Source organism: Pseudomonas azotoformans (genome assembly GCF_001579805.1).
Taxonomy (GTDB): Bacteria; Pseudomonadota; Gammaproteobacteria; order Pseudomonadales; family Pseudomonadaceae; genus Aquipseudomonas; species Aquipseudomonas azotoformans_A.
Map to the genome: position 1 here is coordinate 2,585,034 of NZ_CP014546.1, position 13,481 is coordinate 2,598,514.

10 protein-coding genes and 1 pseudogene are annotated in these 13,481 nt (G+C 61.6%); 9 read left to right on the forward strand and 2 right to left on the reverse strand.

The window, feature by feature from the left end:
* The first annotated feature begins 2 nt into the window (after positions 1 to 2).
* The 9 genes from murD (at position 3) to lpxC (ending at position 10,467) form a co-directional block, all read left to right on the forward strand.
* Positions 3 to 1,349, forward strand: coding sequence for a UDP-N-acetylmuramoyl-L-alanine--D-glutamate ligase (murD, locus tag AYR47_RS12005; protein ID WP_033899473.1), 1,347 nt, complete (start codon positions 3 to 5; stop codon positions 1,347 to 1,349).
* Positions 1,346 to 2,569: a putative lipid II flippase FtsW gene (gene ftsW / locus AYR47_RS12010; protein ID WP_033899476.1), complete on the forward strand. Its 1,224-nt coding sequence runs from the start codon at positions 1,346 to 1,348 to the stop codon at positions 2,567 to 2,569. Before murD ends, ftsW begins: the two co-directional genes overlap by 4 nt.
* A complete protein-coding gene (murG, locus tag AYR47_RS12015) occupies positions 2,559 to 3,629 on the forward strand; it encodes an undecaprenyldiphospho-muramoylpentapeptide beta-N-acetylglucosaminyltransferase (RefSeq protein WP_038849908.1) in 1,071 nt (356 codons plus the stop codon). Before ftsW ends, murG begins: the two co-directional genes overlap by 11 nt.
* Positions 3,622 to 5,067 carry a UDP-N-acetylmuramate--L-alanine ligase gene (gene murC, locus AYR47_RS12020; RefSeq protein WP_038849909.1) on the forward strand — a complete coding sequence of 482 codons (1,446 nt, stop codon included), beginning with the start codon at positions 3,622 to 3,624 and terminating at the stop codon, positions 5,065 to 5,067. The genes murG and murC overlap by 8 nt, the downstream gene beginning before the upstream one ends.
* The gene (locus AYR47_RS12025) at positions 5,064 to 6,020 is read left to right on the forward strand and encodes a D-alanine--D-alanine ligase (RefSeq protein ID WP_061435354.1); all 957 of its coding nucleotides are present in this window, start codon (positions 5,064 to 5,066) and stop codon (positions 6,018 to 6,020) included. Before murC ends, AYR47_RS12025 begins: the two co-directional genes overlap by 4 nt.
* Positions 6,021 to 6,024: 4 nt before the next feature.
* Complete coding sequence (locus AYR47_RS12030) at positions 6,025 to 6,894, forward strand: cell division protein FtsQ/DivIB (protein WP_033899483.1); 870 nt, start codon at positions 6,025 to 6,027, stop codon at positions 6,892 to 6,894.
* Positions 6,895 to 6,909: 15 nt separating this feature from the next.
* Positions 6,910 to 8,172 (forward strand): cell division protein FtsA, encoded by a 1,263-nt coding sequence (gene ftsA / locus AYR47_RS12035; protein ID WP_010213031.1) that lies wholly within the window; start codon positions 6,910 to 6,912, stop codon positions 8,170 to 8,172.
* 65 nt (positions 8,173 to 8,237) lie between these two features.
* Complete coding sequence (ftsZ, locus tag AYR47_RS12040) at positions 8,238 to 9,443, forward strand: cell division protein FtsZ (protein ID WP_061435356.1); 1,206 nt, start codon at positions 8,238 to 8,240, stop codon at positions 9,441 to 9,443.
* 112 nt (positions 9,444 to 9,555) lie between these two features.
* Positions 9,556 to 10,467 carry a UDP-3-O-acyl-N-acetylglucosamine deacetylase gene (gene lpxC, locus AYR47_RS12045; protein ID WP_003171886.1) on the forward strand — a complete coding sequence of 304 codons (912 nt, stop codon included), beginning with the start codon at positions 9,556 to 9,558 and terminating at the stop codon, positions 10,465 to 10,467.
* A 52-nt stretch (positions 10,468 to 10,519) separates the two neighbouring features.
* Here lpxC and AYR47_RS12050 read toward each other — a convergent pair whose 3' ends face one another.
* Both AYR47_RS12050 and AYR47_RS12055 read right to left on the reverse strand, forming a co-directional pair.
* Positions 10,520 to 12,016, reverse strand: a complete 1,497-nt coding sequence (locus AYR47_RS12050) for a sensor domain-containing diguanylate cyclase (protein WP_061435358.1) — start codon at positions 12,014 to 12,016, stop codon at positions 10,520 to 10,522.
* Positions 12,017 to 12,102: 86 nt separating this feature from the next.
* Positions 12,103 to 13,426: pseudogene (locus AYR47_RS12055) on the reverse strand (OprD family porin).
* Positions 13,427 to 13,481: the final 55 nt, after the last annotated feature.

A 13,481-nucleotide genomic window follows, 5' to 3' on the forward strand; every position in this document is an offset into this window, starting at 1 on the left:
GAGTGTCCCTGATCGCTTCAGACCACTTCCGCATCGTTGTCGGCCTCGGCAAGAGCGGCATGTCCCTGGTTCGCTTCCTGGCGAACCGGGGCAAGCCGTTTGCCGTGGCCGATACGCGGGAAAATCCACCGGAGCTGGTCACGCTGCGCCGTGACTACCCGCACGTGGAAGTGCGTTGTGGCGAGCTGGATGTCGAGTTTCTGTGCCGTGCCGACGAGCTCTACGTGAGCCCCGGCCTGGCCATCGCGACCCCGGCCCTGCAAGCCGCCGCCGCCCGTGGCGTGAAGCTGTCGGGCGATATCGATCTGTTCGCGCGTAACGCGCAGGCGCCGATCGTGGCCATCAGCGGTTCCAACGCAAAAAGCACCGTGACCACCCTGGTCGGCGAGATGGCGGCTGCGGCCGGCAAGCGCGTGGCCGTGGGCGGCAACCTCGGCACGCCGGCGCTGGACCTGCTCAGCGACGACGTCGAGCTGTACGTGATGGAACTGTCGAGCTTCCAACTGGAAACCACTCACGACCTCGGTGCCGAAGTGGCCACCGTGTTGAACGTCAGCGAAGACCACATGGACCGCTACAGCGGCCTGCCGGCCTATCACCTGGCCAAGCACCGGATCTTCCGGGGCGCCAAGCAAGTGGTGGTCAACCGTCAGGACGCCTTGAGCCGTCCGCTGATGGGCGAGGGCCTGCCATGCTGGACCTTCGGCCTGAGCAAGCCTGATTTCAAAGCCTTCGGCATTCGCGAAGAGAACGGCGAGAAACACCTGGCCTTCGAATTCCAGAACCTGATGCCGGTGCGTGAGCTGAAAATCCGTGGCGCCCATAACCAGTCCAACGCCCTGGCGGCTCTGGCGCTGGGGCATGCCGTTGGCCTGCCGTTCGACGCCATGCTGTCGGCCCTGCGTACTTTCGGCGGCCTGGAACATCGCTGCCAGTGGGTTCGCGATCTCGACGGTGTCAGCTATTACAACGATTCCAAGGCCACCAACGTCGGTGCGGCCCTGGCGGCTATCGAAGGCCTTGGCGCCGATATCGAAGGCAAGCTGGTGCTGATCGCCGGTGGCGACGGCAAGGGTGCCGACTTCAAGGACCTTAAAGGTCCGGTCGCCGAGCATTGCCGCGCCGTGGTGCTGATGGGCCGCGATTCCGATTTGATCGCCGCCGCCCTCGGCGATGCGGTGCCACAAGTGCGCGCCACCTCTCTGGACAACGCCATCGCCCAATGCAAAGCGCTGGCCCAGCCGGGTGATGCGGTGTTGCTGTCGCCGGCGTGCGCCAGTTTCGACATGTTCAAGAACTACGAAGAGCGCGGCCAGCTGTTCGCCGCCGCCGTGGAGGCCTTGGCATGAGTATCAATTTGCGGAACATCATCAAGCCGTACCCGTCGCCGATCATTACCGGGCGCGGTATCGACCTTGACTTCCCGATGCTCGCCGGTTGCCTGGCGCTGTTGGGCCTGGGCCTGGTGATGATCACCTCGGCTTCGTCCGAAGTGGCGGCCGTGCAGTCGGGCAACACCCTGTACATGATGATCCGTCACCTGGTGTACCTGGTGATCGGTCTTGGCGCGTGCATCGTCACCATGATGATCCCGATCGCCACCTGGCAACGCCTGGGTTGGCTGATGCTGATCGGTGCGTTCGGCTTGCTGATCATGGTGATCCTGCCCGGCATTGGCCGCGAGGTGAACGGTTCGATGCGCTGGATCGGCTTCGGCGCGTTCAACGTGCAGCCGTCGGAAATCGCCAAGGTGTTCGTGGTGATCTACCTCGCCGGTTACCTGGTACGTCGCCAGAAAGAAGTGCGCGAAAGCTGGATGGGCTTTTTCAAGCCCTTCATCGTGCTGCTGCCGATGGCCGGCCTGTTGCTGATGGAGCCCGACTTCGGCGCCACCGTCGTGATGATGGGCGCAGCGGCGGCGATGCTGTTCCTCGGCGGCGTGGGCCTGTTCCGCTTTACCTTGATGGTGGTGCTGGCCGTGGCGGCCGTGACCATCCTGGTCCAGGCGCAACCCTACCGGATGGCGCGTCTGATCACCTTTACCGACCCCTGGTCCGACCAGTTCGGTTCCGGCTACCAGTTGACCCAGGCGCTGATCGCCTTCGGTCGCGGCGAGTGGCTGGGCGTGGGCCTGGGCAACAGTGTGCAGAAGCAGTTCTACCTGCCGGAAGCGCACACCGACTTCGTGTTCTCGGTACTTGCCGAAGAGCTGGGCGTGGTGGGTTCGCTGTGCACCGTCGCGTTGTTCGTGTTCGTGTGTGTACGCGGCATGTACATCGGCTTGTGGGCTGAAAAGGCCAAACAGTATTTCGCCGCCTATGTGGCGTACGGCTTGTCGTTCCTGTGGATCGGCCAGTTCCTGATCAACATCGGGGTGAACGTCGGCTTGCTGCCGACCAAGGGCCTGACCTTGCCGTTCCTCAGCTACGGCGGCAGTTCGTTGGTGATCTGCTGCGCGTGCCTGGGCTTGTTGCTGCGCATCGAGTGGGAGAGTCGAACCCACTTGGGCAGCGAAGAGATGGAATTCAGTGAAAGCGATTTTGCCGAGGAGCCGACCCATGGGCGCTAACGTGCTGATCATGGCAGGCGGCACCGGCGGCCATGTGTTCCCGGCCTTGGCCTGTGCGCGCGAATTCCAGAACCGTGGCTACACCGTGCACTGGTTGGGTACCCCGCGTGGCATCGAAAACGAATTGGTGCCGAATGCCGGTTTGCCGCTGCACCTGATCAACGTCACGGGCCTGCGTGGCAAGGGCAAGTTGTCCCTGCTCAAGGCGCCGTTCGTGTTGCTCAAAGCGGTGTGGCAGGCGCGCAAAGTCATTCGTGAACTGAAGCCGGTGTGTGTGCTCGGTTTTGGTGGGTATGTGACCGGTCCTGGTGGTGTTGCCGCCAAGCTCGCCGGTGTGCCGGTGATCGTGCACGAGCAGAACGCCGTCGCCGGTACCGCCAACCGTCTGCTGGTGCCGTTGGCTGCGCGGGTGTGTGAAGCATTTCCGAAAACCTTTGGTGCCTCGGACAAGCTGCGCACCACTGGCAACCCGGTGCGCACCGAACTGTTTATGGACATCGCCCGTGAAGCACTGGAAGGGCGCAAGCCGCACCTGCTGGTCATGGGCGGCAGCCTGGGCTCCGAGCCATTGAACAAACTGCTGCCGGAAGCGCTGGCGCAACTCCCTGTGGAATTGCGCCCGGAAGTCTTCCATCAGGCTGGCAAAGATCACGGTGAAGTCACCGCCGCGCGTTATCGCGAAGCCGGTGTCGAGGCGAACGTACAGCCCTTCATCAAAGACATGGCCCACGCCTATGGCTGGGCCGACCTGGTGGTCTGCCGCTCCGGTGCGCTGACTGTCAGTGAACTGGCTGCCGCCGGTCTGCCGTCCTTGCTGGTGCCTTTGCCCCACGCGATCGACGATCACCAGACCCGCAACGCCGAATATTTGGCCGGGGAGGGCGCTGCCTTCCTGCTGCCGCAAAGAACGACTGGCGCCGCCGATTTGGCCGCACGCCTGACTGAGGTTTTGATGCAACCGGAACGACTCAATAGCATGGCGAGCACCGCAAGCCGCCTGGCCAAACCTGACGCAACCCGCACCGTGGTCGATATCTGCCTGGAGGTGGCCCATGGTTGAGAATCAGAAAGCCATGCCACAACCGGAAATGCGCCGCATCCGTCGTATCCACTTCGTTGGTATCGGTGGCGTGGGCATGTGCGGCATCGCTGAAGTGTTGCTGAACCTGGGCTACCAGGTGTCCGGCTCCGACTTGAAAGAGTCGCCGGTCACCGACCGCCTGAAGACCTTCGGTGCACAGATCTATATCGGCCATCGCGCCGAGAACGCCGCTGAAGCCGATGTGCTGGTGGTGTCCAGCGCCGTGAACACCTCCAACCCGGAAGTGGCCACCGCCCTTGAGCGCCGCATTCCCGTGGTGCCGCGCGCCGAGATGCTGGCTGAGTTGATGCGTTATCGCCACGGCATCGCCGTCGCCGGTACCCACGGCAAAACCACCACCACCAGCCTGATCGCCTCGGTGTTCGCGGCCGGTGGCCTGGACCCGACGTTCGTCATTGGTGGCCGCCTGAATGCAGCCGGCACCAATGCACAACTGGGCACCAGCCGTTACCTGATCGCCGAAGCCGATGAAAGCGACGCGAGCTTCCTGCACCTGCAACCACTGGTCGCCGTCGTCACCAATATCGACGAAGACCACATGGCAACGTACGACGGTGACTTCAACAAATTGAAGAAAACCTTCGTCGAGTTCTTGCACAACCTGCCGTTCTACGGTCTGGCCGTGGTCTGCCTGGACGATCCGGTGGTGCGCGAAATCCTGCCACTGGTCAAGCGTCCGACCGTGACCTACGGCTTCAGCGAAGACGCCGACGTGCGCGCCATCAATGTGCGCCAGGAAGGCATGCAAACCTTCTTCACCGTGCTGCGTCCCGACCGCGAGCCGCTGGATGTGTCGGTGAACATGCCCGGCAACCACAACGTGCTGAATTCCCTGGCGACCATTTGCATCGCCACCGACGAAGGCGTCAGCGATGAAGCCATCGTCGAAGGCCTGTCGCGCTTTGCCGGCGTGGGCCGTCGCTTCCAGGTCTACGGCCAGTTGCCGGTAGAAGGCGGCGACGTGATGCTGGTGGACGACTACGGTCACCACCCGACCGAAGTCGCTGCCGTGATCAAGGCCGTGCGCGGTGGCTGGCCGGAGCGCCGCCTGGTGATGGTCTACCAGCCGCACCGCTATAGCCGTACCCGCGACCTGTACGACGATTTCGTCAATGTATTGGCCGACGCCAACGTGCTGCTGTTGATGGAGGTGTACCCGGCCGGTGAAGAACCGATCCCGGGCGCCGACAGCCGCAAGCTGTGCAACAGCATCCGTCAGCGTGGCCAGTTGGACCCGATCTACATCGAGCGTGGTGTGGACCTGGCGCCGATCGTCAAGCCGCTGCTGCGGGCCGGTGACATTTTGCTGTGCCAGGGCGCCGGTGATATCGGTGGTCTTGCGCCTAAGTTGCTGGCGAGCCCGCTGTTTGCTGCTGCGAAGGGGAAGTCGAAATGATCAACGACTACGGCTCCCTGTTTTCCACAATCGCACCCGCAGACTTCGGCCGCGTCGCGGTGTTGTTCGGCGGTAAAAGCGCTGAGCGCGAAGTGTCGCTCAAGTCGGGCAACGCTGTGCTCGAAGCCCTGCAAAGCGCCGGGGTGAATGCGTTCGGCATCGACGTGGGCGATGATTTCCTCGCTCGCCTTATGGCCGAGAAGATCGACCGCGCCTTCATCATCCTCCACGGCCGTGGCGGTGAAGACGGCAGCATGCAAGGCCTGTTGGAGTGCGCTGGCATCCCTTACACCGGCAGCGGCATCCTCGCGTCGGCATTGGCCATGGACAAGTTGCGCACCAAGCAGGTGTGGCACAGCCTGGGCATTCCCACCCCGCGTCACAGCGTTCTGTGCAGCGAAGACGATTGTATTTCTGCAGCCAAGGAACTGGGCCTGCCTTTGATCGTCAAACCTGCCCATGAAGGCTCCAGTATCGGCATGGCTAAAGTGAACTCGGCCGCCGAATTGATCGACGCATGGAAAGCGGCAAGTACCTACGATTCGCAAGTGTTGGTGGAACAGTGGATCCAGGGTCCCGAGTACACCATCGCCACCCTGCGTGGCCAGGTATTGCCGCCTATCGCATTGGGCACGCCCCACACCTTTTACGACTACGACGCCAAGTACCTGGCTTCCGATACCCAGTACCGGATCCCGTGCGGCCTTGACGCAAGCAAAGAACAGGAATTGATGGACCTCACGGCGAAAGCCTGTGAGGCGCTGGGTATCGCCGGTTGGGCGCGGGCAGACGTGATGCAGGATGACCAAGGGAATTTCTGGTTCCTGGAAGTCAACACCGCACCGGGCATGACCGACCACAGCCTGGTTCCCATGGCAGCCCGTGCGGCCGGTCTGGACTTCCAGCAGTTGGTGCTGGCGATCCTGGCCGACAGCATTGAGCCAAGAGGCTAAGGACATGAAAGGCGCATCGCTTCGTCATCAGCCCCCCCAAGCACCGAGCCGCAAGCCGGTGCCACGGGGTGCCAGCCGAATGGTGGCTAAAGAGCCGATGTCGGCGCGCCTGCCGAAAGCCAACTTTGGTTTCCTCAAAGCGCTGTTCTGGCCGGTGTTGCTGGTGGTGCTGGGTTTCGGAACCTACGAAGGCGCGCAGCGTCTGTTGCCGTATGCCGACCGGCCGATCACCAAGATCAGCGTGCAGGGCGACTTGAGCTACATCAGCCAGCAAGCGGTACAGCAGCGCATCGGCCCGTACCTGGCGGCGAGCTTCTTTACCATCGACCTGGCCGGTATGCGCTCGGAGCTGGAGCAGATGCCGTGGATCGCGCACGCCGAAGTCCGCCGCGTATGGCCTGACCAGGTGACGATCCGCCTGGAAGAACAACTGCCCGTGGCCCGTTGGGGCGACGAAGCGCTGTTGAACAACCAGGGCCAGGCGTTCACCCCGCGTGAGCTGGCCAACTATGAGCACCTGCCGCAGCTGTTCGGGCCGCAGCGGGCGCAGCAACAAGTGATGCAGCAGTACCAGGCCTTGAGCCAGATGCTGCGTCCCATGGGCTTCTCCATTGCACGCCTGGAACTGCGTGAACGGGGTAGCTGGTTTTTGACGACCGGGGCAGGCAGTTCCGGCCCGGGCATCCAGTTGTTGCTGGGACGCGACCGCTTGGTGGAAAAGATGCGCCGCTTCATTGCCATCTATGACAAGACCTTGAAAGAACAGATTACGAACATTGCGAGCGTCGACCTGCGTTACGCCAACGGCCTGGCCGTCGGCTGGCGTGAACCGGCAGCGCCCACGGCAGCGCAACCCGCTGTCGCGAAGAATTAAGAAGAGGCAGGACCCATGGCAAACGTGCAAAGCGGCAAAATGATCGTCGGTCTCGACATTGGCACCTCCAAAGTGGTGGCGCTGGTGGGCGAGGTCGGGGAAGACGGCGTTATCGAAATCGTCGGTATTGGCACGCATCCGTCCCGGGGCCTGAAGAAGGGCGTGGTGGTGAACATCGAGTCCACCGTGCAATCGATCCAGCGCGCCATCGAAGAAGCGCAGCTGATGGCCGGTTGCCGGATCCACTCGGCGTTCGTTGGCGTGGCGGGCAACCATATCCGCAGCCTGAATTCCCACGGCATCGTGGCGATCCGCGACCGCGAAGTCAGCTCCGCCGACCTTGAACGCGTGCTCGACGCCGCCCAGGCCGTGGCGATCCCGGCTGACCAGCGCGTGCTGCACACGCTGCCGCAGGATTACGTGATCGACAACCAGGAAGGCGTTCGTGAGCCCCTGGGCATGTCGGGCGTACGCCTGGAAGCCAAGGTCCACGTGGTGACCTGCGCCGTCAACGCCGCACAGAACATTGAAAAGTGCGTGCGCCGCTGCGGCCTGGAAATCGACGACATCATTCTTGAGCAACTGGCTTCGGCCTACTCGGTACTGACCGACGACGAAAAAGAACTGGGCGTATGCCTGGTCGACATCGGCGGCGGCACCACCGACATCGCGATCTTCACCGAGGGTGCGATCCGTCACACCGCCGTGATCCCGATTGCCGGTGACCAGGTGACCAACGACATCGCCATGGCGCTGCGTACGCCGACCCAGTACGCCGAAGAAATCAAGATTCGCTACGCCTGCGCCCTGGCCAAGCTGGCCGGTGCCGGCGAGACCATCAAGGTGCCGAGCGTGGGCGACCGTCCACCGCGCGAACTGTCGCGCCAGGCCCTGGCCGAAGTGGTCGAGCCGCGCTACGACGAACTGTTCACCCTGATCCAGGCTGAACTGCGCCGCAGCGGCTACGAAGATCTGATCCCGGCCGGCATCGTGCTGACCGGTGGCACCTCGAAGATGGAAGGCGCGGTCGAACTGGCCGAGGAAATCTTCCACATGCCCGTCCGCCTGGGCGTGCCCCATGGCGTCAAAGGCCTGGGCGACGTGGTGCGCAACCCGATTTACTCCACCGGTGTGGGCTTGCTGTTGTACGGGCTGCAAAAGCAGACCGACGGCATTTCCCTGTCGGGCCCGAGCAACCGTGACAGCTACCGCAGCGATGACGAGGCGAAAGCGCCGTTGTTCGAGCGGTTGCAGGCATGGGTCAAAGGCAATTTTTAAAGATTTACCGCGACACCGTTGTAAGCAGTAGGCGAAAAAACTAGAGAAATGAAAGGAGAGGGAACATGTTCGAACTCGTAGACAACATCCCCGCAAGCCCGGTTATCAAAGTAATCGGTGTCGGCGGTGGCGGCGGCAACGCTGTCAACCACATGGTCAAGAGCAACATTGAAGGCGTTGAATTCATCTGCGCCAACACTGATGCCCAGGCGCTGAAAAGCATCGGCGCGCGGACCATCCTGCAATTGGGCACAGCCGTGACCAAGGGCCTCGGTGCTGGCGCCAATCCGGAAGTCGGCCGTCAAGCCGCCCTGGAAGACCGCGAGCGTATTGCCGAAGTGCTGCAAGGCACCAACATGGTGTTCATCACCACCGGCATGGGCGGCGGTACCGGTACTGGTGCTGCGCCGATCATCGCCGAAGTGGCCAAGGAAATGGGCATTCTGACGGTCGCTGTCGTGACCCGTCCGTTCCCGTTCGAAGGTCGCAAGCGCATGCAGATCGCCGACGAAGGCATCCGCCTGCTGTCTGAAAGCGTCGACTCGTTGATCACCATCCCCAACGAGAAGCTGCTGACCATCCTGGGCAAGGACGCCAGCCTGCTGTCCGCCTTCGCCAAGGCTGACGATGTACTGGCCGGTGCCGTTCGCGGTATCTCCGACATCATCAAGCGTCCAGGCATGATCAACGTCGACTTTGCCGACGTACGTACCGTGATGAGCGAAATGGGCATGGCGATGATGGGCACTGGCTGCGCCAGCGGTCCGAACCGTGCGCGTGAAGCCACTGAAGCGGCCATCCGCAACCCGTTGCTGGAAGACGTGAACCTGCAAGGTGCACGCGGCATCCTGGTGAACATCACCGCCGGTCCTGACCTGTCCCTGGGTGAGTACTCCGACGTGGGTAGCATCATCGAAGCCTTCGCTTCCGAACACGCGATGGTCAAAGTCGGCACCGTGATCGATCCGGACATGCGCGACGAGCTGCATGTGACCGTGGTTGCGACCGGCCTGGGTGCAAAAATCGAGAAGCCTGTGAAGGTGATCGACAACACCCTGCACAACGCCCAAGCCAACCACGCCAGCCAAGCGGCTGCCGCTCCAGCGCCTTCGCGCCAGGAACTGCCGTCGGTGAACTACCGTGATCTGGACCGTCCGACCGTGATGCGCAACCAGGCTCAGGCCGGTGCTGCGGCGTCCCGTAGCCCGAATCCGCAAGATGATCTGGACTACCTGGACATCCCGGCATTCCTGCGTCGTCAGGCCGATTAATGGAATGTATCAGGGCTATGAAGGTGATTGGTGTTCAGCAAAGGTCTGGTCTGCTATTATCGCCAGCCTTTGTTGATACCAGTTCGCAATTTGCGCTCAAGCGGTCCAAGCCATGATTAAACAACGCACCCTGAAGAATATTATCCGTGCCACAGGTGTAGGTCTGCACTCCGGGGAGAAGGTATACCTGACCCTCAAGCCCGCACCTGTCGACACCGGCATCGTGTTTGTTCGTGCCGACCTGGACCCTGTGGTGCAGATTCCTGCTCGCGCGGAAAACGTTGGCGAAACCACGATGTCGACCACATTGGTCAACGGTGACGTCAAAGTGGACACGGTGGAGCACTTGCTCTCGGCCATGGCTGGCCTGGGCATCGATAACGCCTACGTCGAGCTCTCCGCGTCCGAAGTCCCGATCATGGATGGCAGCGCTGGACCCTTCGTATTCTTGATTCAATCTGCCGGCCTGGAAGAACAGGACGCAGCCAAGAAGTTCATTCGCATTCTGCGGGAAGTGACAGTAGAAGACGGCGACAAGCGCGCCACCTTCGTCCCGTTCGAAGGCTTTAAAGTGAGCTTTGAGATCGATTTCGATCACCCGGTATTCCGTGACCGCACCCAAAGTGCAAGCGTGGATTTTTCCAGCACTTCGTTCGTAAAAGAAGTCAGCCGCGCCCGTACCTTTGGTTTCATGAGTGACATCGAGTACCTGCGCAAGCACAACCTCGCACTCGGCGGCAGCGTTGAAAACGCCATTGTGGTCGACGCGGATGGTGTACTGAACGAAGACGGCCTTCGCTACGAAGACGAATTCGTGAAGCACAAGATCCTCGATGCAATCGGTGACCTCTACCTGCTGGGCAATAGCCTGATAGGCGAGTTCAAAGGCTTCAAGTCGGGCCACGCCCTTAACAACCAGCTGCTGCGCAAGTTGATTGAGCAGACAGATGCTTGGGAAGTCGTGACCTTCGAAGATGCCAGCACCGCACCGATCTCTTACATGCGTCCCGTTGCGGCGGTGTAAGTAACAACTCTCTTTCTTTAGTTTTGAAAGGCTGCCTTCGGGTGGCCTTTTTTTATGCCTGGTTATTCGCATCCACAATACGGTTACGCCCGGTGTGCTTGGCCTCGTACAGCGCCTGATCCGCACTCAGCAACAACGCCTCCAGCGACTGACGGCTGCGCTTGTCCCAAGTGCTCATGCCGATGCTCACCGTAATCGGCTGTTCATCTCCTCCCACCCTCGGCAAGTGCTCGATACCGCTGCGGATATGCTCGGCAATCACCCAGGCGCCCTTGGCATCGGTCACCGGCAGCACCACCGCAAACTCTTCGCCGCCATAGCGCGCGGCCAGGTCGGCCGGGCGGCGGATATTGGTACCGATCACCTGGGCGACGGTGCGCAACGCCTCATCGCCGCCGTGATGGCCGTGGCGGTCGTTGAACGCCTTGAAGTGGTCCACATCGATCATCAGCACCGTCAGCGGCTCGGTCGAACGTTGCGCGCGATCCCATTCCAGGCGCAGGCGTTCGTCCAGGATACGGCGGTTGGCCAGGCCGGTGAGGGCGTCGGTGGCTGCCAGTTCTGACAGCACGCGTTCGGTGCGATAACGGCGGCGCAATTCCCGGCGCAGCATCCAGGTCAGCCAGAGCAAGCCGACACAGAGGATGCCGGTGGCACTGCTGACCAGCAGCGCGGCGCGTTGCCAGGGCGCAAATACGTCATCGGCGGAGAGCGCCACCACCACAATCAGCGGCAACTCACCGACGTTGCTGAACGTATACAGGCGTTCCTGGCCGGAAAGGGCGGAGATCGCCCGGAAACTCCCTTCGCCCTCGCGCAGCATGCGTTTGAAGTTGGGGCGATCGCTCAGGTCTTTGTCGATCATGTCGCGTTCCAGCAACGGCTGCTGGGCCAGGAGGATTCCGTGGGTATTCAGCAGATTGACAGAGCTGCCATTGCCGATGGCCAGGCGGTTGAACAGTTGATCGAAATACGCCAAGCGCATGGTCGCCACGGCCACACCGGCAAACTCACCGTTGGGGCCGGACACCCGGCGGCTGAATGCAATGCGCCACACCTGGTCGCAGGCACAGTGGATCTTGAATGGGCGACTGATGAACAACCCGGCCTGGGATGTACGTTGATGGGCCTGGAAGTAATCGCGATTGGCAAAGTTGCGCGGCGTCGGCCACAGCGTCGAAGAGTCGGCAATCACCGCACCGTTGGCGTCCAGTAACAGCACTTCACCTTTGAAGGGGGCCGCTGTGGATTGATCAAACTGCACCAGATGCCGGATGTCCGGCGAAACCTGACTCAAGTCCTGCCGCGTAGTGGCGGCGATAAGCCCTTGCAGCGCCAAGTCGTAGAGTTCGACGTTGCGCAGCACATCGGCATTGATCAGTTGGGTGATGTTGCTGGTGGCGCGCTTGGCGGCCTGCAAGGTGCTGGCATGTTCGCGGATCAGCAGCGCCGCGACGATCACCACGATCAGGACGACAGTGAGGCCACTGCCCAGCATCAGAAACAGCTCCGGGCGTGCCGGCAGGGTGCGAGAACTGGATTGACTCATCGGGCAGACTTCAGCGGTGAGGATGCTGGCAGTTTAGTTCTACCCGATGAAAATTAAATACGTGGTTAAAAAGAAAGATCTGTCCGTCAGAACACGTTGATCGGGTAATCGACGATCACCCGGTATTCATCCACGTCGCGATCCACCGCCGAGTAGCCGTTACTGCCGCGATTGGTCGCCCATTGCAGGCGCACGGCCAAGTCCTTGGCCTTGCCGCCCTGTACCACGTACTTGAGGTCGATATCCCGTTCCCAGTGCTTGGCATCTTTGCCATCGGCGCTGTACCAGGCGCTGTAGCCACGGCTTTGCGGGTCGACCTTGGTCAGGTCAGTCTTACCGCTGATGTAGGACACGGCCGAGGTCAAGCCGGGCATGCCGAGGCCGGCGAAGTCGTAGGCGTACTTCAGCTTCCACGAGCGTTCGTTGGGGCCATTGAAATCGGAATACTGCTGGGAATTATCCAGGTAGATGCTGTCGCCCTGGGCAATGTAGTCGAACGGCGTGTTTCCGTTGACTCGCTGGTAGGTGGCTGTGACGCTGTGGTTTCCCACGCCGACGGTGAAGTGCAGGCTGTAGGTGTTGTTGTCGATATCCCCGAGCAGGGACTGACCGGTGTCCTGGGTGTGGTAGTAGTGCAGGCCCGGGTTGAGGCTGATCAGGTCATTCAGCGCGTAGGTGTAGTCCAGGTCGTAGTAGTACTGGTTCCACACGTTCTTGAGTTCGGAGGCATAGAGGTTGCTGGTCAGCCCTTCAATGCCGCTGAACGACACACCGGCCCCAGTTCATGTGCTGGCTGTCGGTGTTGTTTGGCAGAGCGCCGTAGCTGGTGCCGATGCGGCGATGCCCGCTCTGGTTGTAGAGCTTGGTGAAACTGGCCTGGCCGCCTTCGAACATCCAGCCGTCGAAGCTATGGTTGGTCAGGCTCACGCCGCGAAAGGTCTGCGGCAGCATACGGGTCATGCCGCCGGCGATCACCGGGTTGTTGAGGAACAGGTCGCCGGCTTTCAACTCGGTATCGAACCCACGCATTTTCAAGGTGCCGCCGGCCGTCGAGAACGAGCCAGGCGCCTTGCCGTTGCCACTGCCGTAAGGAAGGATGCTGGATCCGTCGGTGCCGCCACCGCCGTCCAGCTTGAGGCCGAGCATGGCGTGGGCGTCCAGGCCGAAACCGAGGGTGCCTTGGGTGTAGCCGGATTCGAAGGTGCCGAGAAAGCCCTGGCCCCATTCCTTGCTGTCGTCGGTGTGAATGTCGCGACGGTCGCGGTTCATGTAGTAGTTGCGGGTGTTGATATTGAGGTGGGCGCCTTCGACGAAACCGTCGGCGGGGGTGGTGTCTGCCGCGTGGGCAAGGGGGGCAATCGTTGCTGCAATCGCGAGGAATAACGGGGTGAACGTCAGCGAGTTCTTCACCGGTGGAGCTCCTTTGGTCTATCGGAAACGGCCAATGTCGTTGGGTGTGCCTGGC